18 protein-coding genes are annotated in these 20,753 nt (G+C 71.3%); 7 read left to right on the top strand and 11 right to left on the bottom strand.

All coding sequences use genetic code 11. The features are described 5' to 3' along the window. Window positions 1-97: 97 nt before the first annotated feature. Window positions 98-1,111 carry a hypothetical protein gene (locus tag ABZ374_RS24415; protein ID WP_360314434.1) on the bottom strand — a complete coding sequence of 338 codons (1,014 nt, stop codon included), beginning with the start codon at window positions 1,109-1,111 and terminating at the stop codon, window positions 98-100. A gap of 152 nt (window positions 1,112-1,263) precedes the next feature. Between ABZ374_RS24415 and ABZ374_RS24410 the strand changes: the two genes are divergently transcribed. Then, window positions 1,264-1,899, top strand: a complete 636-nt coding sequence (locus ABZ374_RS24410; RefSeq protein ID WP_360314432.1) for a hypothetical protein — start codon at window positions 1,264-1,266, stop codon at window positions 1,897-1,899. Window positions 1,900-1,940: 41 nt separating this feature from the next. Here ABZ374_RS24410 and ABZ374_RS24405 read toward each other — a convergent pair whose 3' ends face one another. Beyond that, on the bottom strand, window positions 1,941-2,387 hold the full coding sequence (locus ABZ374_RS24405) for a MarR family transcriptional regulator (RefSeq protein ID WP_360314509.1): 447 nt from the start codon (window positions 2,385-2,387) through the stop codon (window positions 1,941-1,943). 167 nt (window positions 2,388-2,554) lie between these two features. Here ABZ374_RS24405 and ABZ374_RS24400 point away from each other — a divergent pair, with 167 nt between their 5' ends. Together ABZ374_RS24400 and ABZ374_RS24395 are read left to right on the top strand one after the other, a co-directional pair. Beyond that, entirely contained in the window at window positions 2,555-4,060 is a 1,506-nt protein-coding gene (locus ABZ374_RS24400; RefSeq protein ID WP_360314430.1) for an MFS transporter, read from the top strand. Between the two features lie 131 nt (window positions 4,061-4,191). Beyond that, window positions 4,192-4,983 carry a PIG-L family deacetylase gene (locus tag ABZ374_RS24395; RefSeq protein WP_360314428.1) on the top strand — a complete coding sequence of 264 codons (792 nt, stop codon included), beginning with the start codon at window positions 4,192-4,194 and terminating at the stop codon, window positions 4,981-4,983. A gap of 170 nt (window positions 4,984-5,153) precedes the next feature. Here the strand turns inward: ABZ374_RS24395 and ABZ374_RS24390 are convergent, their stop codons facing one another. Beyond that, window positions 5,154-6,044 (bottom strand): RNA polymerase sigma factor SigF, encoded by an 891-nt coding sequence (locus ABZ374_RS24390; RefSeq protein WP_360314426.1) that lies wholly within the window; start codon window positions 6,042-6,044, stop codon window positions 5,154-5,156. A 366-nt stretch (window positions 6,045-6,410) separates the two neighbouring features. Next, window positions 6,411-9,785, bottom strand: a complete 3,375-nt coding sequence (locus tag ABZ374_RS24385; RefSeq protein ID WP_360314424.1) for a pyruvate carboxylase — start codon at window positions 9,783-9,785, stop codon at window positions 6,411-6,413. A gap of 388 nt (window positions 9,786-10,173) precedes the next feature. Here ABZ374_RS24385 and ABZ374_RS24380 point away from each other — a divergent pair, with 388 nt between their 5' ends. Together ABZ374_RS24380 and ABZ374_RS24375 are read left to right on the top strand one after the other, a co-directional pair. After that, window positions 10,174-10,731, top strand: a complete 558-nt coding sequence (locus ABZ374_RS24380; RefSeq protein ID WP_360314422.1) for a DUF3558 family protein — start codon at window positions 10,174-10,176, stop codon at window positions 10,729-10,731. A gap of 283 nt (window positions 10,732-11,014) precedes the next feature. Next, the gene (locus ABZ374_RS24375; RefSeq protein ID WP_360314420.1) at window positions 11,015-11,599 is read left to right on the top strand and encodes a sigma-70 family RNA polymerase sigma factor; all 585 of its coding nucleotides are present in this window, start codon (window positions 11,015-11,017) and stop codon (window positions 11,597-11,599) included. 70 nt (window positions 11,600-11,669) lie between these two features. On the opposite strand, the gene ABZ374_RS24370 is transcribed toward ABZ374_RS24375, so the two are convergent. Both ABZ374_RS24370 and ABZ374_RS24365 read right to left on the bottom strand, forming a co-directional pair. Beyond that, window positions 11,670-12,254, bottom strand: a complete 585-nt coding sequence (locus ABZ374_RS24370; protein WP_360314418.1) for a TerD family protein — start codon at window positions 12,252-12,254, stop codon at window positions 11,670-11,672. A gap of 117 nt (window positions 12,255-12,371) precedes the next feature. Beyond that, a complete protein-coding gene (locus ABZ374_RS24365) occupies window positions 12,372-13,214 on the bottom strand; it encodes a hypothetical protein (protein WP_360314416.1) in 843 nt (280 codons plus the stop codon). A 295-nt stretch (window positions 13,215-13,509) separates the two neighbouring features. On the opposite strand from ABZ374_RS24365, the gene ABZ374_RS24360 reads away from it, so the two are divergent. After that, window positions 13,510-14,907: an acyl-CoA synthetase gene (locus ABZ374_RS24360; RefSeq protein ID WP_360314414.1), complete on the top strand. Its 1,398-nt coding sequence runs from the start codon at window positions 13,510-13,512 to the stop codon at window positions 14,905-14,907. Between the two features lie 66 nt (window positions 14,908-14,973). Here the strand turns inward: ABZ374_RS24360 and ABZ374_RS24355 are convergent, their stop codons facing one another. Next, the gene (locus ABZ374_RS24355; protein WP_360314412.1) at window positions 14,974-15,459 is read right to left on the bottom strand and encodes a nitroreductase/quinone reductase family protein; all 486 of its coding nucleotides are present in this window, start codon (window positions 15,457-15,459) and stop codon (window positions 14,974-14,976) included. Window positions 15,460-15,805: 346 nt separating this feature from the next. Here ABZ374_RS24355 and ABZ374_RS24350 point away from each other — a divergent pair, with 346 nt between their 5' ends. After that, a complete protein-coding gene (locus ABZ374_RS24350; RefSeq protein ID WP_360314410.1) occupies window positions 15,806-16,531 on the top strand; it encodes an SDR family oxidoreductase in 726 nt (241 codons plus the stop codon). Window positions 16,532-16,592: 61 nt separating this feature from the next. Here ABZ374_RS24350 and ABZ374_RS24345 read toward each other — a convergent pair whose 3' ends face one another. The 4 genes from ABZ374_RS24345 to ABZ374_RS24330 all read right to left on the bottom strand — a co-directional run bounded on the left by ABZ374_RS24345 (window position 16,593) and on the right by ABZ374_RS24330 (window position 20,743). Next, window positions 16,593-17,786 carry an amidohydrolase family protein gene (locus tag ABZ374_RS24345; protein ID WP_360314408.1) on the bottom strand — a complete coding sequence of 398 codons (1,194 nt, stop codon included), beginning with the start codon at window positions 17,784-17,786 and terminating at the stop codon, window positions 16,593-16,595. Window positions 17,787-17,791: 5 nt separating this feature from the next. Then, window positions 17,792-18,667 carry an amidohydrolase family protein gene (locus tag ABZ374_RS24340; RefSeq protein ID WP_360314406.1) on the bottom strand — a complete coding sequence of 292 codons (876 nt, stop codon included), beginning with the start codon at window positions 18,665-18,667 and terminating at the stop codon, window positions 17,792-17,794. An 86-nt stretch (window positions 18,668-18,753) separates the two neighbouring features. Continuing rightward, window positions 18,754-20,133, bottom strand: coding sequence for an aspartate aminotransferase family protein (locus ABZ374_RS24335; RefSeq protein WP_360314404.1), 1,380 nt, complete (start codon window positions 20,131-20,133; stop codon window positions 18,754-18,756). Continuing rightward, window positions 20,114-20,743 (bottom strand): 1-hydroxy-2-methyl-2-butenyl 4-diphosphate reductase, encoded by a 630-nt coding sequence (locus ABZ374_RS24330; RefSeq protein WP_360314402.1) that lies wholly within the window; start codon window positions 20,741-20,743, stop codon window positions 20,114-20,116. Before ABZ374_RS24330 ends, ABZ374_RS24335 begins: the two co-directional genes overlap by 20 nt. Between the last annotated feature and the right edge of the window lie 10 nt (window positions 20,744-20,753).

Here is a 20,753-nt window from a genome sequence, read left to right as displayed (position 1 = left end):
GTATGTAAGGCGAGGCTAACCTAATCGACCCGATCGCCGGCACCTCGGTCGGCTCGGCGGGGCCGGACCGGCCGCGGGGTCGGATGCGGCCCGCCGGTCAGCGTGTGCCGACCTCGGGGAACCACCGGGCGCCGACCCGGCCGGCGCGGTCGGCGTACAACAACGCGTCCCGGCCGTGCCAGGCGAGCGTGGTCACCGGCGCGGAGACGTGGCGGCGGGCCAGCGGGGTCGGCGCCCGACGGGCCGACCCGGCGCGCACGTCCCACACCACGAGCATGCCGTCGCCGCCGGCCGTGGCCATCAGGGCGCCGCCGCCCGGTCGCCAACTCGGCGTGCACGCCTGTGGTTGCGCGGGCAGCCGGCGTGGCCGGGGGCGGACCCGGCCGCCGCGCGCGGCGAGATCCCACACGGTCACCCCGGTCCGGTCCTCCGCGGCCAGCCAGCGTCCGCCCGAGTCCAGCGCGAGCCCGGCGACCGGCTCGTTGCCGGCCGCGCCGAGGTCCTCGTGCGTACCGCCGGCGCCGCGCACGTGCACGCCCGGCACGTCGCCCGCCGCGCACAACCACGCGCCGTCCGGGGTGCCCGCGAGCACCCGCACCGGGAACGGGTAGGTCCACACGTTCGTCCGCCCGCGCGACCCGTACACGTGCACCTCGCCGCCGAGCGCGACCGCGAGCCCGCCGACCGAATCGACCCACACCACGTCGTCCACCCGGACCGGTCCGTCCACGGCCCGCCACGACTCGGTACCGCTGTCGCCCGCGTAGACCCGCACGGCGCCGCCGAAGGACACCGCGCACCGGCTGCCCGCGGACCACGCGAACCGGGCGGGCAGGCCCGGCGTACGCATCAACAGCGCGCCGTCGGTGACCCGCCACAGCGCGTACCCCGTGGGGCCCGCGAGCGCCACCACGGTGCCGTCGGGCGAGAAGCCGGCGCGGCGCACCCCGCCCGGCAACACGATCCGGGCCTGCAGTTGCCCGGTCGCCGCGTCCAGCAGCCGAACCCCGCCGGCGGCTCCCGCGACCACGCACAATCCGCCCGACAACGCGACGGCGGACGGCACATCGTCGATCCCGTGCTCCCAGCCCAGCCCCGTACGTGTCGCCATGACAGTCATCGCGGCCCCCTTGTTCGCGGGGCGATCCTTGCGCCTTCGTGTTTCGACCAGGAAAACTCTCAGGTCGAGGCCGGTTTCCCTGGGTTCGAGGAGTCTGCTAATAAGACGACCGGACCTGTTCGCCGATCGATCGGATCACACCGTTGAGCACGCTCGAAGGTACGGCGCCGATCATGGCGGACATCGCGGGCGCCAGCGGGAACGAGCCCACGATCTTCGTCGCGGGCCTGATCCTGCTCGCCGCCGGCGCCCTGCTCGCGCTCGCGGGCCGGCGGCGGTTCGCGGACGACGCGGACGACGCGGACGACGGGTACGACGAGGCCCCGACCGAGGTCGCCGAGGTGTCGACCGCGCGGCCGGCCGCCGCAGCCGTGCCGACGCCCGCGCCGAGTCGGCCGGCGGACGAACAGCCCGCGGCGGAGCCGCAATCGGCGATCCGACCGACGGCCCCGGCCGGGGCGTCGGCGAGTGCGGATTCGGCTCCCGCCGACGTGTCGGACGCCGATTCCACGCCCGACTCGGCGCGCGAGCCCGCCCGGGCTGCGAAGCCCGAGGCCGAGGCCGAATCGGCACCCGAGGAGACCCCCACGACCGAGGCCGGCTCCGAGCCCGAACCCACCGAAGCCCCCTCCGCCCCCGCGTCACCCTCCGACGCCGAGTCGACGACCGAGCCGGCCGCGGCAGCCGAGCCCGAGGCCAAGCCCGAGTCCGGGCCCAGGCCCGACTCCGAACCCGAGGCCGAGCCCGACGCCGACTCCCGCCCGCCCAAAGGCGCCTGACGCCCCGTCACCCCGCCGGACCGCGCCCCCGGCCCGCCGCATCACCCGTGCGCGCCACGCCCCGTGGGTTCGGCCGCAAGTTCGTTCCTGGGCCATTCGCGACCCTCGACGGCCTCGACCGAGCGGTTGAACCGGGTCAACACCTCGAAGAGTTCGCGTCGTTCGCCCTCGTCCCAGGACTCCAGCACTCGTTCCAGACCCCGGCAGTGGATCGCCAGCTCGTGCGCGAGCCGTTCCGCACCGACCGCGGTGATCCGCAGCTTGCGGGCGAGACCGCCGTCCGGGTCCGCGATGCGTTCCGCGTCGCCGGCCCGCAACAGCGCGGCCACCTGGCGGTTCACCGTCGAGGTATCGAGCCGAAACGCTTCTGCGAGTTGCCCGATCGACATCGGCCCCTCGACCTCCAGTCGGGTCAACAGCAGGTAGGCCGACCGCTCCAGACCGTCGCCGTTCCGCTTGCCCATGACGTGGTGGCGAGCGATCAGCATCAGCTCTCGCTCGATCCCTTCCAACACGTGCCCACTCCCGCCTTCACACCAATGCGCCTGCCGGGAACCCTAGCGCCGCACCCGGGCAATGTGCACGATACACATCATGTGTATCGTGCACATTTGTTGACCCTGGCAATCATCCGGCGATTCTGTGGAGGCAGTCCGTGACCGCTCCGAGCGGCATACCCGAGCCGAGCCCGGCGGATGCCGGGGCCCATCCGCCCGGATCGGTGGACCGGGCCGGGCCGGTGGTGGCCGTACTGGCGTTCTGCGGCGTGGTCGTGGCGCTCATGCAGACCCTGGTCGTACCGCTGCTGCCCAACCTGCCCAACCTGCTCGACACCTCGCCTGCCAACGCGTCCTGGGTGGTCACCGCCACGCTGCTCTCCGGCGCGGTCTGCACTCCCGTGATGGGGCGACTCGGCGACATGTTCGGCAAACGCCGGATCCTGATCGTCAGCCTCGGTCTGATGGTCGCGGGCTCGGTGTTGTGCGCACTGTCCGACACGCTGCTCCCGATGGTGATCGGCCGCTTCCTCCAGGGCGCGTCGTTCGGCGTGATCCCGCTGGGCATCAGCATCATGCGCGACGAACTCCCGCCCGCGAAGCTGGGTTCCTCGATCGCGCTGATGAGCGCGACGCTGGGCATCGGCGGCGCGATCGGGCTGCCGGTGGCCGCGCTGATCGCCCAGAACGCCGACTGGCACATGATGTTCTGGGCGGCCGGCGCGATCGGCGCGCTCGACGTCCTGCTCGTGCTGTTCCTGGTGCCCGAGTCGCCGGTCCGGCTGCCGGGACGCTTCGACTTCGCCGGCGCGGGCGGGCTGTCCGTCGGGTTGGTGGCCCTGCTGCTGGTGATCACCAAGGGCGCGGACTGGGGTTGGGGCAGCACCACCACGCTCGTCCTGCTCGCCGTCGCGGCCGTCGTACTGCTCGGCTGGGGATGGCTCGAACTGCGCACCGCACAGCCGCTCGTGGACCTGCGCATCGCGGCGAAGCCGCAGGTGTTGTTCACCAACCTCGCCTCGGTCGTGGTCGGTTTCGCGATGTTCGCCCAGTCGCTGGTGTTCCCGCAGGTGCTGATGAACCCGGAGAACACCGGCTACGGCCTGGGCAAGAGCATGGTCGTCGCGGGCCTGTGCATGGCGCCGTCGGGCATCGTGATGATGCTGATCTCGCCGCTGTCCGCGCGCCTGTCCGCCGCCCGCGGCCCCAAGGTCTCGCTGCTCGTGGGCACCGCGGTGATCGCGATCGGCTACGCGCTCTCGGTGTTCATGCTCGACGCGATCTGGAAGATCGTCGCGATGGCGGTGCTCTCGGCGGTCGGCGTCGCGCTGGCGTACGCGGCGATGCCGTCGCTGATCATGCAGGCCGTACCGATCGGCGAGACCGGATCGGCGACCGGCCTGAACACGCTGATGCGCTCGATCGGCACGTCGACCTCCAGTGCGGTGATCGGCGTCGTGCTCGCGAACATGACGATGCACACGGGCGGCCGCGAGTTTCCCTCGCACGACGCCTTTGTGACCGCGCTGTGGCTCGGCTGCGGAGCCGCCGTCCTGGGCCTGCTGGTCGCGCTGTTCATCCCCGGGCGCAAACCGGTCGAAGCCGCGCAGATCCCGGCAGTGAACCGAAAGCAGGACCCCGCAGCGGTCCGAACGGCCACCTGACGGCACATCAATTCCCGTGTCGCACATGGCCAAAACCGACCCGGGTAGCCGATGCTCGTAACTCTTACCCCGGCGCCGACCACACGATTGGGAGATCGCCACCCCCAGTTCGCTCTCGACAGGGAGACACCATGAGCCTTCCCACCTTCCGCGGATCGCGTTCACCCGCACCCGATCCGACCCCCGGACGAGCCTGGACCACCGAGGTCGACTGGCAGCGACAGGCGCTGCCGGTCCCGCTGCCGCAGGAGTGGCCGGTCCTGGCGGGTGGTCTCGTGGTGGTCGCCGCGCACCCGGAGGACGCGCTGCTGGGGGTGGGCGGGCTGATCTCGCGAGCGGTGGCCGACGGCTCGCCGGTGCGGGTGGTCAGCGTCACCGACGGCGACGCGTCGCACCCGGGCAGCCGGTTACCGGGTTCGGTGCTGGCCGCCCGGCGGGTGCGCGAGTCGGACCGGGCCTTCGCCACGATCGTCGGCAATCCCGGTGGGGTGGCCCCGGTCGAGGTGATCCGGCTGCGCATCCCGGACCGCACGGTGAGCACCCACGAACGGGAGCTGGTGGACCGGCTGATCCCGCTCGTCTCGGGCTTCGCGCTGTGTGTGACCAACTGGCGCGGGGACGGCTTCGCCGACCACGAGAGCACCGGTCGGGCGGCCGACGTGGCATGCCGGGAGACCGGCGTGGGTCTGCTGGAGTTCCCGCTGCGCATGTGGCAGTGGGCGGAGCCGGACGACAGTCGGGTGCCGTGGAGCCGGGCGCTGCGGGTCGACCTGACCGAGGTGCAACAGGCCCGCAAGGAGCGGGCGCTGTCCTGCCTGGCGTCCCAGATAGCCCCGCTGGTGCCGGGCCGCGACGACCGGGTGCCGCTCCCGCCGGAGAAACTGGCGTACTTCCGCCGCCCCTTCGAGGTGCTCTTCCGCTGAATCGACGGTGCACCTCGCGGCGACGCCGATGCGCGTTCCCCGTCCCGATTCGGGCATCCGCCCGGCGGCCTCGGCCGGCCCGCGGACGCGCCTTCGGCAACCGCCGGACCGCGCGGCGGAATCGGCGGAGGGGAACGCGCACGGTCGCAGCGGCGGCGTGCGCGGGCTGCTCAGCCCGGGATCATCAGCCGTTCGCGCAGCGATGCCAGGGTGCGGGCGAGAAGGCGGGACACGTGCATCTGCGAGATGCCGATCCGCTCGCCGATCTGCGCCTGGGTCAGATTTCCGTAGAACCGCATGACCAGGATCGCGCGCTCGCGCTGCGGCAGTTCGGCCAGCAGCGGGCGCAGCGCCTCGCGGTACTCGACCAGGTCGAGCGCGTGGTCCTCGGAGCCGAGCCGGTCGCCGACCGTCTCCTGGCCGTCCGCGTCGCCGTAGGCGGTCTCGTCCAGCGAGGTCGCGGTGTAGACGGTGCAGGCGTCCAGCCCTTCGAGCACCTCCTCCTCGGTGATGCACAGCCGCTCGGCCAACTCGCGCGGGGTGGGTGTGCGGCCGTGCAGCGCGGTCAGTTCGTCGGTGGCACGCAGCAGTTCGGTGCGCAGTTCGCGCAGCCGGCGCGGTACCCGCACGGACCACGAGGTGTCCCGGAAGAAGCGCTTGATCTCGCCGATGATGGTCGGCATGGCGTACGCCATGAAGCTGCTGCCGCGATCGGCCTCGTAGCGGTCGATCGCCTTGATCAGGCCGATCGTGCCGACCTGGACGATGTCCTCGACCGGTTCACCGCGGCGCCGGTAGCGCCCGGCGGCGTGCCGGACCATCGGCAGGTTCAACTCGACCAGCAACCCGCGCAGGTACGAGTGGTCCACGGTGCCCGGTTCGAGGGTGGCGAGCCGGGCGAGCATCAGATCGCCCGCCGCACGGGCCATCGGCGTGGGCAGCCGGGTGACCAGGTGCGGATGCGCCAGCAGTTCGTCCAGGTCGACGGTCGGCGGCGGCGACGGTGGGGCGACGGCGCGGGGTTCCGCGGTCGTGTCGAGGGTGCTCAGGCGCACGGCCATGCAGGGTCTCCCAATCCGGATGGATGGACACCGATAACCCCGAGTGACTATCGAGTCTGTGACCTGAAGCACAGGAAGATCAAGAGCCCTCCGGGGGTACGTCCTGACGTCAGGATCGCGACATGCGGCCCCACCTCGGGAAACGACGGACCGACGAAACGGAAAAAACGAACGAAAGCAGCCCATACGGCGCAACGAAACCGGGCATCGAGTAATCAAACGTCTGCCAAACGTGTCCGGAAAACGCCACGAACCACCGCCCGAATTTCTTCGGACGGTGGTTCGTGTGCTGCGACCGAGTGAGAAACGATCGAGTTGGTGCGAGGTTCGACCGACTTCGACCCGGGTCGAGTCGAATCGGAGCGATCAGCCCAGTTCGAGCAGCAGGTCGCCGGCCTCGACCGAGGACACCGCGCCGATCGCCAGCCGGGCCACGGTGCCCGCGCTCTGCGCCGTGATCGACGCCTCCATCTTCATCGCCTCGATGGTCGCCACCGTGCCGCCGGCCTCGACCTCGTCGCCCACGGCCACCTGGAGGGTGACCACACCGCTGAACGGCGCGGCCACGTGCTTCGGGTTGTCCGGGTTGGCCCGCTCACTCTCCGGCCGGGCCGGCTTGACCGAGCGGTCGCGCACCGAGAGCACCCGGGGCTGACCGTTCATCCGGCAGTACACGGTGCGGAAGCCGCGCTCGTCCGCGTCGCCGACCGCCTCGACCGCGAGGTAGAGCGAGACGCCCGTGGACAACGTGATGGCCAGTTCCTCGCCCTGGACCAGGCCGTACAGGAACGGCACGGTCGGCACCGCGGAGACGTCGCCGTACAACCGCTCGGCCTCGTCGTAGTCCTTGGCCGGGCCCGGGAAGAGCAACCGGTTGAGCGTGTCGCGCAGTTCGTCGCCGTCCAGCGCGGCGTCCTGCTCCGGGGTCAGTGCCACCGTGCGGGTCGAGCTCGCGGTGCGACCCGCCAGCGCCCGGGTACGGAACGGCTCGGGCCAGCCGCCGGGCGGGGTGCCCAGCTCACCCTGGAGGAAGCCGATCACCGAGTCCGGCACGTCGAACGCGCCCGGGTCGGCCTCGAACTTGGCCGGGTCGGCACCCACCGCGCTCAGGTGCAGGGCCAGGTCGCCGACCACCTTGCTGGAGGGGGTGACCTTGACGATGTTGCCCAGGATCCGGTTCGAGGCCGCGTAGGCGTCCTCGATGTCCTCGAACTTGTGGCCCAGGCCCAGCGCGATCGCCTGCTGGCGCAGGTTGGAGAGCTGACCGCCGGGGATCTCGTGCCGGTAGACCCGGCCGGTGGGCGCGGGCAGGCCGGACTCGAACGGCGCGTACGCCTCGCGCACCGCCGCCCAGTAGGGCTCCAGGGCGCACAGCGCGTCCAGGGACAGCCCGGTGGCGCGCTCGGTGTAGTCGGTCGCGGCCACGATCGCGGACAGCGGCGGCTGGCTCGTGGTGCCCGCCAACGCGGCCGAGGCACCGTCGATCGCGTCGACGCCGGCCTCGATGGCGGCGAGGTAGGTGGCGAGCTGACCACCCGCGGTGTCGTGCGTGTGCAGGTGCACCGGGAGGTCGAAGCGCTCGCGCAGCGCGCCGACCAGCGTGCGGGCGGCGGGCGCCCGGAGCAGCCCGGCCATGTCCTTGACGCACAACACGTGCACGCCGGCCTCGACCAGTTGCTCGGCGAGCCGCAGGTAGTAGTCCAGCGTGTACAACTGCTCGGCCGGGTCGGACAGGTCGCCGGTGTAGCACAGCGTGCCCTCGGCGATCGCGTGCGTGCCCAGGGTGGCCTCGATCGCCGGACGCATCGCCTCGATGTCGTTGAGCGCGTCGAAGATCCGGAACACGTCGATGCCGGTGCGGGCGGCCTCCTCGACGAACTTCACGCACACCTTGTCCGGGTAGGGCGTGTACCCGACGGTGTTGCGCCCGCGCAGCAACATCTGGATGTTGAGGTTCGGCATGCCCTCGCGCAGCGCCGCCAGGCGGTGCCACGGGTCCTCCTTGAGGAAGCGCAGCGCGACGTCGTAGGTCGCCCCGCCCCAGGCCTCGACGCTGAGCAGTTCGGGCGTCATCCGCGCGACGTAGGGAGCCGCGGCGGCGAGGTCGTAGGTGCGTACCCGGGTCGCCAGCAGCGACTGGTGCGCGTCGCGGAACGTGGTGTCGGTGACCGCCAGCGCGCTCTGCTCGCGCAGCGCGCGGGCGAAGCCGGCCGGGCCCAGTTCCAGGAGCCGGTCCCGGCTGCCCGCGGGCAGGTCGCCGGCGGGCAGCTCGGGCAGCTTGGTGCGCGGCACCGCGATGCCCGGGGTGGGGCCGTACGGGCGGTTGACCGTGACGTCGGCCAGGTAGGCCAGCAGGCGGGTGCCTCGGTCGGCACCCGGGCGGGAGCGGACCAACTCGGGGTGCTCGTCGATGAACGACGTGGTGATCCGGCCGTCGCGGAAGGCCGGGTCGTCGAGCACGGCCTGCAGGAAGGGGATGTTGGTCGCGACGCCGCGGATGCGGAACTCGGCCACCGCGCGCCGGGCCCGGTTGACCGCGTCGCCGAAGGTGCGGCCCCGGCAGGTCAGCTTGACCAGCATCGAGTCGAAGTAGGGCAACACCTCGGCACCGGTGTAGGTGCCGCCGTCCAGCCGCACACCCGCGCCGCCCGGCGAGCGGTAGGCGGACACGGTGCCGGTGTCGGGGCGGAAGTCGGCCGAGGGGTCCTCGGTGGTGATCCGGCACTGCAGGGCCGCGCCCTGGATCCGGATCTCGCTCTGCACCAGGCCCAGATCGGTCAGGGTCGCACCGGCGGCGACCCGCAACTGGGCCTGGACCAGGTCGACTCCGGTGATCTCCTCGGTGACCGTGTGCTCGACCTGGATGCGCGGGTTCATCTCGATGAACACGTACCGGCCGCGCTCGTCGAGCAGGAACTCCACGGTGCCCGCGTTGCGGTAGCCCACCGCCTGCGCGAAACGCACCGCGTCGGCGCAGATCCGGTCCCGCAGTTCGGGGTCGAGGTTGGGCGCGGGGGCGATCTCGACGACCTTCTGGTGGCGCCGCTGCATCGAGCAGTCCCGCTCGTACAGGTGCACCACGCCGCCGTCGGCGCCGGCGAGGATCTGCACCTCGATGTGGCGCGGGCGGATCACCGCCTCCTCCAGGAAGACCGTGGGGTCACCGAAGGCGGTCTGCGCCTCGCGCATCGCGGTCTCGATCGAGGAACGCAGGTCCTCGCGGCGGTCCACCTTGCGCAGCCCTCGGCCGCCACCGCCGGCGGCGGCCTTGACGAAGATCGGGAAGCCGATCGCGTCCGCGGCGGCCACCAGCGCGTCCACGTCGTCCTGCGGCGGCGCGGTCTGCAACGTGGGCAGTCCGGCGCCCTTCGCGGCCTCCAGCGCCCGTACCTTGTTGCCCGCGAGCGAGAGCACGTCGGCCGAGGGGCCGACGAAGGTGATCCCGTTGGCCTCGCACGCCTCGGCAAGCAGCGGGTTCTCGGAGAGAAAGCCGTAACCGGGGTAGATCGCGTCGGCGCCACACGAGATCGCCGCGCCGACGATCGTGTCCACGTCGAGGTAGGCGCGCAGCGGGTGACCCCGTTCGCCGATCTCGTAGCTCTCGTCCGCTTTCTGGCGATGCAGGGAGTGTCGGTCCTCGTACGCGTAAACAGCGACCGTGGTGATGTCCAGCTCGGTGGCGGCGCGCAGGGCGCGCACGGCGATTTCGCCTCGGTTGGCCACCAACAGCTTACGGATCACGAGCTACGTACCTCCTTGCCCGGGGTGTCCGGGTGCGGGGGAAATCGGACGGGTGCCTCGGGACGACAGAGTGCCGTGCCCGTGGTGGGGCGGCGGCATCGGGGTCGAACCTGCGTGACTTTAGGACACGTGTGCAGGTGCCCCGCAGGCCCGGTCCACATGCCGGGCACATCGGGCCGGCCCGACAAGTGGGTCTCACCTGCGAATTCCGGGTCCACCAGGGGCGATGTGAGCTTGATCGCAGCCCGCATCGCGAGACGCGGCGGCATTGTCGCGGGGGTTGCGAACCGCGACGATCCGGTCGGGTCCGCACCGCGGACCGGGAAATGTCGGATCATGCCGGGGACCGGGGAACGCCCCGGAGCGGAACCGGGAAATGGGGACGACCGTGAGGGTTCGGATGGGCGTGGTGGTCGCGGTCGCGGCCGTCGTACTGCCGCTGGCGGGATGCGACGACGGCGACGGGGGCACCAAGGCGGGCGGCGACGGGAGTCCGAGCCCGACCGCGGGCGGCGCGGGGGCCGGGGCGAACGGCGAGCTGCGCCCGGTCGACGCGTGCGCGATGCTCACCGCCGAGCAGGTTTCGAAGGCGTTGTCGATGCCGGGGCTGCGGGCCGCGCAGAATCCGCTGGGTTGTGACTACGCGGCGGCCGACGGAGCCCCGGTGGTCAGCACGATCGCGACCCGGTCGAAGAGTTCGGGCGGGGTGGACAAGGCGATCGACGCCTACCTGGGCACACTGGGCGACACCCGTACCGAGAAGGTGCCGAATCTGGGCGACGCCGCGGTCTACGTGCAGCCGGACACGATCGGCGGCGTCCTGGTGGTCGCGGCCCGTCGAGGCGAGGAGACGGCGGTGTTCTCGCTCAACGCGGGCGGCGGCGATCCGCCGCCGAGCAAGGAGCAACTCGTCGCGCTGGCCACCCTGGCGGTGGCGAAGCTGTGACCCGCCCATGGCCCGAGAACAGGACGCCGGGCCGAGTCCGGGAACAGCGACGATCGGCATAGCGTGAACAAATTTGACGCTCCGTCACCGACGCCCGGCACAAGACGCCCGGCGGCGGTGTCGATCGTGCCCGCGGATCGCCGGTTGCGACAACGAAGGACCAATGGCCCGGCTGTTTCGCGCATCGGCGGGCACATGATGGGCAGGGGAGTTTCACACCCTCGGCGCGGTGGGGACGAACAGGCGCCGACGGGTCCGTACCTTGCGTAGCGGGAGCGACGAATTGAGTGATCTCCTGACCACCCCGAGGCTGCGGCAGGACCGCTTCGAGCGCGACGCCGTGCCGTTTCTTGACCCGCTCTACCCGGCCGCGCTGCGGATGACCCACAACGCCTCGGACGCGGAGGATCTGGTCCAGGAAACGTTCACGAAGGCGTACGCGTCCTTCCACCAGTTCCGGGACGGAACGAATCTGAAGGCGTGGCTGTACCGAATTCTCACCAACACCTTCATCACCTCCTACCGCAGGAAGCAGCGGCAGCCGGTGGCGTCGGGCGGGCAGGAGATCGAGGACTGGCAGCTCTACCGGGCCGGGTCGCACGAATCGACCGGGCTGCGGTCGGCGGAGACCGAGGCGCTGGATCACCTGCCCGACTCGCAGGTGGTGGCCGCGTTGCGCGCGTTGCCCGAGGAGTTTCGGATCGCGGTGTATCTCGCGGACGTGGAGGGCTATCCGTACAAGGAGATCGCCGCGTTCATGGACGTCCCGCTCGGCACGGTGATGTCGCGGCTGCACCGGGGCCGGCGGCGGCTGCGCGAGGCGTTGGCGGACTACGCGTCGGAACGCGGGCTCGTCGCCGCGGCGTGAGCGCGGGTCGGCCCGGCGCGCCGCCGCGCCCGGAGCGGTGTGGGTGGTGTCCGGGCGCGACGGCGGATGGCTACAGGTACTTCAGGACCGCGGGCAGCAGGTCGTTGACCGTGTTGCCCTTGGCCGACCGACCGATCGCGGTGAGCGTCCAGCCGTCACCGCCGCGGGTCAGCTTGACCATGATCTGCGCGTTGTCGTGCGAGTCGGCGGTGGAGAGTTCGTAGCGCACGAGTTCGCTCTCGTCGCTCTCGTCCACCACGCGGCAGAACGCGTTGGCGACCCGGGAGAAGTCGTCGCTGGAGAACGCGCTGACCGTGAAGACCAGCGCCGTTATGCGCAGCGGCAGCGCGGCCAGGTCGACGATGATCGACTCGTCGTCACCCTCGCCGGCACCGGTGGTGTTGTCGCCGGTGTGCGTGACCGCGCCGTCCTTGGACACCAACTGCCGCGGCCACACGGTGTCCACGAGGTGGTGGTCGGCGTCGAACAACAGACACGACGCGTCCAGGTCGACGCCGGTGAGCGCCTGCAGGCCCGGGCGCAGCCCCTCGTGCTTGATCGGGTCCCAGCCCAGCCCCATCCGTACCCGGGCGACCGAACCGGCCTCGCCCTTGCCGATGGTGACGCGCTCCCCCTGTGCGAGAACGACCGTCATCGCAACTCCCCTCCGCGGTGGTTCCCCGATTGCGCGCCGCGTCGACGGACGCGGCGCGTGGATGGAGAGCATCCTAGGGCGTGGCTTCGACGCCCCGTCGTGAAGATCGCCCCCTTCTCAGGCGGTGCTGCCGGGGCGGGGTGTGCCGGATGTGGTGGAGCGATCGGGGATGTCGATCACCTCGGCGGCGGGCGGCGCGCTCACCTTGACCGGCACGTCGAAGTCGCCGTAGCCGACCGAGCCGCTGTTGTCGGTGTCCTTGGACACGATCAGGACCGGGTACGGCTTGCCGCCCTGGGCCTCGATGTAGATCTTGCCCTCGTCGTCCCCGGGCGGGCCGGTGAGCGGGATCATCTTGCGGCTGTCGATCGTCTCGGTGGGCAGCTTGACGCCGTCCTCGGGGAAGCTCTTCAGCGCCGCCCCCGGGTCGGCGACGGTGGTGATGTTGCGCAGGCCGCGCAGCTTCTCGCTGTTCGCGTCGCCCTTGAGCCACTTCCCGGCGAGCAGTTTGGCGGCCAGGTCGCCGTCCACGGTGCCGACCAACGAGCGGTACGCGGCTTCGTCGCCCTTGATGTACATCGCCGACTGGACCCGGCGCACCTCCAGCTTGACGCCGTTCTGCTCGATGGTGCCCTGGAAGTCCTCGCTGCCGCGGTCCACCCGCAGATCGAGCTTGACCGCCTTGCCGGCGGAGACGATGTCCGCCACCACGTGCACGGTCTTGATCCGGGCGGCGGACTGCTTGGCCCGGCGCACCAGTTCGCCGACGTCCAGGTCCTCGTTGCGGACGTTCTCGTCCAGCCCGGATCCCGCGCTCGCGGTCCCCGAGGCGGTCGACGACGGCTTCTCGATGGTGGACAACGGGCTCTGCCCGTTGCCGCACGCGGTCAGCACACCGAGCGAGACGCACACCGCCAGTACGGCCGCGATCCTGCTCCCCTGCACGGGATTTCGACGCACAACCACTCCTTGCTCACCCGAAAGTCCTGCCCCTGGGACGGCCCACCCGACGAACCGGTTCCCCGCCCCACGCTATGCGCCCGGCACCCCCTTGTCCCGGGGCAAACCCTCGGTTCCCCGGCGGAACCCGCGACGGTTGGGGACCCGCGGGTGCCCCCGGCTTCGCACCGGCGATCCGGTGTGCGGCGGGCAGCCGGGGGCACATCGGGCCGGGCGGGTGCGAGTGGGTGGGCTCGGACCGGCGTTCGGCGCAATAGCATCGGTGGGTTGGGTCGTCGTGGTTGGAGGTTGGGTCGTGTCTGCTCTCGTCTCGGTCGACGGTGCCGTGCCGGATCGCTCCGATGCGGTCGTCGTGGCCGGGGAGGCGATGTCGCGCGAGGCGTTGTTCGGTGCGGCGACGGCGTTGGCCGATCGCATCGTGGGCGCGCCCGCCGTCGCGGTGCGCGCGGACGCGAGCCTGGGCACCGTGGTGGCCACGTTGGCCGGCCTGGTGGCGGGTGTGCCGGTGGTCCCGGTCCCGCCGGACTCGGGTCCGCTGGAGCGCGCGCACATCCTGTCCGACTCGGGTGCCGCGCTGTTGCTGGCGCCGGGGCCGTGGACGGACACCGGGCTGCCCACCGCGCCGATCGACCTCGCCGCGCGCTCGTCGAGCACGCACCCGCAGCCGGCTCCCGACACGACCGCGCTGATCCTGTACACGAGCGGCACCACGGGTGCGCCGAAGGGCGTGCTGATGCCGCACGCGGCGATCGCCGCCGGGCTGGACGGCCTGGTCGACGCGTGGGCGTGGACTCCGGACGACGTGCTCGTGCACGGCCTGCCGCTGTTCCACGTGCACGGCCTGGTCCTGGGTGTGCTGGGCGCGCTGCGGGTCGGCTCGCGTGTGGTGCACACCGGCCGCCCCAAGCCGGCCGCCTACGCGCAGGCGGGCGGCAGCCTGTACTTCGGCGTGCCCACGGTGTGGTCGCGGATCGCGCAGGACCCGGAGTCGGCGCGGGCGTTGGCGGGCGCGCGGTTGCTGGTGTCCGGGAGCGCGCCGCTGCCCGTCCCGGTGTTCGGGCGACTGGCCGAACTCACCGGTCACCGGCCGATCGAGCGGTACGGCATGACCGAGACGCTGATCACGGTCAGCACCCGGGCGGACGGCGAGCGCCGACCCGGCTTCGTCGGGCTGCCGATCGCGGGTGTGCGCACCCGGCTGGTCGGCGAGGACGGCTCGGCGTGTGCGCACGACGGCGAGACGGTGGGCGAGTTGCAGATCGATTCGCCCACGCTGTTCCAGGGCTACCTGAATCGACCCGAGGCGACCGCCGAGACGCTGACCCGGGACGGCTGGTTCCGCACCGGCGACGTCGCGGTGATCGACGCCGACGGCCGGCACCGGATCGTGGGCCGGGCCGGCACCGACCTGATCAAGTCCGGCGGCTATCGGATCGGCGCGGGCGAGGTCGAAGGTGCCCTGCTGGCGCACCCGGCGGTGCGCGAGGCGGCGGTGATCGGCGTGGCGCACCCCGACCTGGGACAGGAGATCGTCGCCTTCGTGGTGCCGGACGGCGAGGTGACGGAGCGTCAGCTCATCGATCACGTCGCGACCGGGCTGTCCGCGCACAAGCGCCCCAGGCGCGTGGTCTTCGTCGCCGACCTGCCGCGCAACGCGATGGGCAAGGTGCAGAAGAAGCTGCTGACGGACTGAGCCGGGCCGGCACCGCCGGCGGGCCGCCGGTCGCTCGACGCGAACGGCGGCCGGCGTGGCGAAGGCTCAGTCGCGGCGGGCGATCAGGCTGGTCTCCGGCAGGCGCACCAGCGGAATCCGCCGCTCGGTGCGGGTCTGGTAGTTGTTGTAGTAGTCACGGTCGGCGGTGAGCCCGGCCCAGGTCTTGGTGTACTCGTCGCCGTCGAGGATCTCGGCGGTGCTCCAGAACGTGGCGTGCTGCACCCGCACCAGCAGTTGCGGGTTGGCCGTGCGGTCGGACAGGTTCACGAACCAGGACGGGTGCTTGGCGGCGCCCGCGAAGGAGCCGACCACGACGCGGTGACCGTTCTCGTCCGCCCAGAACGGGAGCGCGACCTTGTGCAGCTTGCCGCTCTTGCGGCCGACCGTGTGCACGAGCACGTGGTTCATCCCGGCCAGGAGCCAGACGTCGTCACCGTCCGACTGCTCCATCTGCGAAACGTGCTCCTTGGTGAAGAGAACGATCTCCTCGGGCGAGGGCTCGATGAACTCGTCGTTCTTTTGTTCCACCATGATCGTTACTCCAGGGAAGGCACATGCGGCAGTTCGGTTGCGCGACTCTAGTGCGGCCCTCGCCAACCATCAATGGCCGTCCACCGATCCGGACGTGGGCCGCGTCACGGCCGACGAAACGGCCCGCGGATGGGCCTGGCCCGGCCGACGCACAACACCGGGATCAGCCGCACGACACCGTCGGGGATCGCCCTCCCCCGTGGACCGACTCCGGGCCACCGTGTCACTCGGTGACGGATCGCACACGTGCCCGTAATCACAGCGTCGCGGGCCGGGCAGGATCGGTGCACCGCTCGTAGGATCGCGGCACATCGGCGGCGAACGGACGCGGGGGGCGGCAACAGCCATGAATACAAGGCGATGTGTGCTGGTCAGCGGTGGGGGCAGCGGGATCGGCCGGGCCGTTGCCCGTCGATTCGCCGCCCAGGGCGACCACGTGACGGTGCTGGGTCGGCGGCCGGAGCCGATCGCCGCCGTCGCCGAGGAAATCGGCGGCACCGCCCTCGTCGTCGACCTGACGGACCCTCAGGCGGTGGAACGGGCCTGCGCGTTGCTGCCCGCGCGGGTGGACGTCCTGGTCAACAACGCCGGGCAGCGGATGCCGTTGCCCACCGAGCCGGGCCTGGCCGCGGTCGCCGACCACTGGCGGCGGATGTACGACCACATCGTGTTGCCCACGGTGCTGCTCACCGAGGCCCTGCTCCCCCGGCTGGCCCGCCCCGGCGGCCGGATCGTGTCCATCGGGTCGACCGCGGGACTGCGCGGGAACAACGCGTACGGCGCCGCCAAGGCCGCCGTGCACGCCTGGAACCACACCCTGGCGGCCCGGGTCGGCCCCGAGGGCATCACCGCCAACGTGGTCGTGCCGGGCTACATCGCCGACACCGAATTCGCCTTCGACATGGTCCAGGACGCCGCCGAGCACGAACGGCGCGCGGCGGCCACCCTGGTCAAGCGGGTAGGTCGGGCCGAGGACATCGCCGCCGCCGTGACCTTCGTGGCCTCCCCCGAATCCGGCTTCATGACCGGCGAGTTCGTCAACGTCAACGGCGGCCACGTGTTGGGCCGATGACCGCCGGCGGGCCCCGCCCGCACCGCGGCGAGGCCCACCGCGAACCGGCCATGACGGGCCGTCAGGGCCGGGTGAAGGCAGGGCTGTTGCTTTCCTTGGGCAACTCCGCCAGCGGCTCGGCGAGTTCCGCGTGGGTCGGCCCGACCTCGGCCGCCAGCGCGTCCAGCGCGGTCAGGTCGAAGCCGTACAGCGTCGCCGCGTTCCCGGCCAGGATCGCCCGCAGTTCGGCCGGCGAGGCGTCGTGGAAGGAACGGCGCAGCGCCTCGCGCGTGTACGGATAGGTGCCCTCGTCGTGCGGATAGTCCGCGCCCCACATGTAGCGGTCGATGCCCAGTTCGTGCCGCGCCTGTGCCTCGACGGGCGAGGGGAAGCTCGCGCCCACCCAGCAGTTCCGGGCGAAGTACGCGCTCGGCGGCTCCGGCAGCCGATCCGCCTCGGTGTACTTGAGTTCACCGATGCGACCGCTCGCCATCTGCGCGTGGTAGCCGTCCAACTGCCGCAACACCGGCGGGATCCAGGCCGCGCCCTGCTCGGTGATCGCGAACTTGAGCCGGGGGAAACGCGCGAACGCCCCGGACAACAACATGTGGGTCAGCGGTCGACGGGAGAACAGCGTCGCCTCGGCGATCCACAGGAAGGTGGACGCCGGGTAGGCGCCGTAGTCCGGGCTGCCCGATCCACCGTGGTTGACCACCGCCAACTCCAGGTCCTGGCACACCTCCCAGAGCCGGTCCCACTCCGGTGCGTACAGCGGCAGGATGCCGCTCACGTCCGGCGGCGTGGTCGGGATCAGGATGCCCGCGAGGCCGTTCTCCTTGGCCCAGACCGCCTCCGCGACCGCGTCGTCGACGTTGTTCAGGAACACCTGGGCCAACCCGGCCCGGCGCACCGCGTTCGCCCCGCCGCACCACTGCGCCAGCCAGCGGTTGTGCGCCCGGATCCCGGCCAGCCGGCGGGCGTAGGAGTCCTTCGACGGGGGACGGGCGAGCAGTTGCCCGGTCGGGAAGAACGGCGGCACCGTGTTGGGGAACACCACCTCCGCGACGATCCCGTCCGCGGCCAACTCGGCGATCCGTCGGTCGTCGTCCCAGTTGCGGGTGCGCCGATCGCCCTGGAGGTCCCGGAACGGATTGCGATACCGCTCCCGCCAGTCGTCGAACTCCGCGCGCCAGGACGGATCCAGGAATTCGCGGTAGGTGTCCATGCCGGCGCCGGCATGGCCGTCCGCCGAGATGATCGTGTGGCGTTCGGACACGGTGGTCACTCCTCTCCCAGCTTGAACACCCGCATGGCGTTCTCGCGCAGAAACTTCGCGCGCACCTCGGGCTTGAACGGGACGTCCGGCAACTCGCGGAAGATGCGCTCCAGGGACAGGCCCATCGGGTAGTAGCCCGCGTACATCACCTTGTCCGCGCCACGCGTGTTCGCGTAGTCGACGATCGCCTTGGGGTAGTACTTGGGCGCGAACGCCGACGTCATGTAGTACAGCCCGGGCCACTTGAGCATCAGCTTGACCGCGAGGTCCTCCCACGGCTCCGCGCCGTGCCGCATCACGATCCGCAACTCCGGGAAGTCGTAACAGACCTGGTCGAAGTGCATGACGTCCTGGCACGCGGACGGCACCCGCGGTCCGGCGATGCCCGCGTTGGCGACGATCGGCAGGTCCAGGTCGATGCAGGTCTGGTAGACCGGGTAGTAGCGCCGATCGCTCACCGGCACCTGCGGGTTGCAGCCCGCCGGGAAGGTGGTCACCGCGACGATGCGGTGCTCCAGGTACGCCTGCCGGATCCGGCGGACGGTCGTGGTGATGTCGTTCGGGTCCACCTCCAGCGTGGGCCGAAAGCGCTTCGGGTGCTCGGCGATCGCGCGCAGCGCGGTCTCGCTCAGGCCGACCAGGCCGATCTCGACGCCGCACGCGTCCATCTGCCCGAGCGTCACCTCGATCGGATCGACCCCCTCGGCCAGCCGATTCGGCACGCCCTTGAACATGTACTCGGCGGGGAACTCCATCTCGCCGCTCTCCGCGTCGCGCAGTTGCGGCTTGAGGAAGTCGTAGTGGCTCTTGGCCTGTGCGCTCGGGAAGCCGATCATCAAATCGATCGCCCCCGGTCCGGCCGCGGACCCGACAGCGGACATGGCAAACCCCCTGCACCATCAAAGTTGATTGACTCCATCAACTTAACACCAGCAGGGGGATCCAGCCAGAGCCGATTCGTGGCGCCTCAGCGGTTGGTCATCGCCTGCTTGATCAGGGTGCGGCCGAAGTCCCACATCAGCCCGGTGCCCTTGTGCGCGTCGTCCATCACGTCCACGAAGCCCGCGACGAAGTGCTCCACGTCCGCCGGCCCGATCACATAGGGCGGCAGCAGCTTGATCACGTCCATGTGGTCGCCCGCGACCTGGGTCAGCACCCGGTGCCGCTGGAACATCGGCACCACCACCATCTGCGCGAACAACCCGTGCCGGGCCGCCTGCAACGCCGTCCACCCGGCGCGCAGCTTGAGCGAGCGCGGCTTGCCGAACTCCAGGCCGATCATCAAGCCGCGTCCGCGCACCTCGGCGAACAGCTCGTACTTGTCGATCAGCGGGGTCAGCCCGGCCACGAACGCATCGCCCATCCGCGCGCTGTTGCCGATCAGGTCCTCGTCGTCGAGCACCGCCAGGGTGGCCAGGCCCGCCGCCATCGCCTGGTTGTTGCCGCCGAACGTGCAGTCGTGCACGAGCACGCGGTCCATCGTCGAATAGACCTTCTTGAACACCCAGTCCCGGGTCAGCGTCGCGCCGATCGGCACGTAGCCACCCGACAGCGCCTTGGCGACCGTGACGATGTCCGGCTCGACGCCGTCCTCCCACTGGTACGCGAAGAACCGGCCGGTGCGGCCCATCCCGGTCTGCACCTCGTCGGCGATCAACAACGCGCCGTGCTCGCGCAACAACTTCTGCGCGGTGGCCAGCCAGCCGGGCGGCGGCGCGAGCACACCCTTGCCCAGGATCGGCTCGATGATCAGCGCCGCGACGTCACCACGCTTCAACTCCCGGGCCAGCGCGTCCAGATCGCCCAGCGCGATGCCCACGTCCGGCAGCAGCGGTTCGAAGCCCTTGCGGAACTCGGCCGCGCCGTTGACCGACAACGCGCCGGTGGTCAGCCCGTGGAAGGCGTGGTCGATGTAGACGATCCGGCGCCGCCCGGTGGCGAAGCGGGCGAACTTCAGCGCGGCCTCGACCGCCTCGGTGCCGCTGTTGCAGAAGTACACCCGGTCCATGCCGGGCGCCCGGGCCAGCAGCCGGTCCGCCAACGCGGCGGCCAGCGGCGGCGTGTGGAAGTGCACGATGTCCGGCAGATCCAGGGCGATCACGTCCTGCATCGCCTTGCGCACCACCGGGTGGTGCCGGCCCACCCCGTAGGTGCCGAACCCGGACAGGAAGTCCAGGTAGCGATCGCCCTTGTCGTCGTACAGGTACGGCCCCTGGGCCCGGACGTAGTCGCGGTCCATGCCGATGGTCCGCAGCACGCGCGGGAGTTGCGGGTTGAGGTGCTTCGCGTGCAGCTCGAAGCCGCGGTCCGCGTACGCCTCGTACGTCTCACCCAGATCGAACGTCATCGCCCGCCGTACCTCCTGACTTGGTTCGCTCGTCGTTGGCCCAGTCAAGCAGGGCCGGGGTCGCGTGGCGCAACGTGCGGAACGCCTTGAACCCGTCCACCAGCAGGCGCGGCCGGAGCAGTTCCCGCTCCGGGGTGTCGGTGATCACCCGGACCACCCCGGCCGGCCGATCGCCCGCCGCCGCGAGCAGGTACACCGACTCCATGTCGGCCGCCAGCACCCCGCGTTCGCGCAACGCCTGCCGCGCCGGGCCCTTGACCACCCGGTCCACCGTCTCGATCGGACCGTGATGCAGCCTCAGCTTCGGCGAGACCCGGTGCATCCACTCCAACAACAGTTCGGAGGAGGGCAGTTCGACCACCGTGCCGTCCGCGCCGCGCACCTCGGAGGCGACCACCACGTCACCCACGCCGACCCCCTCGCCCACGCCCGCGCCGAATCCGGCGACCGCGAGCGCGCCGTATTCCCGGGCCGGGAGCGCGGACAGGGCCCGCGCCCGGGCACGGGCCTTGTCCGCCCCCATGCCCGCGCGCACCACCCGCACGTCGAACGCGCCCATCAGCCCCGCCTCGACCGCGCGCATCTCGATCCGCAGCGGGGTGACCACCATCAGGGGCATC

The sequence above is a fragment of the Embleya sp. NPDC005971 genome (assembly GCF_040629175.1).
GTDB lineage: Bacteria > Actinomycetota > Actinomycetes > Streptomycetales > Streptomycetaceae > Embleya.
Note: the sequence above shows the minus strand (reverse complement) of the source record. Positions and strands in the feature narration are given on the sequence as shown.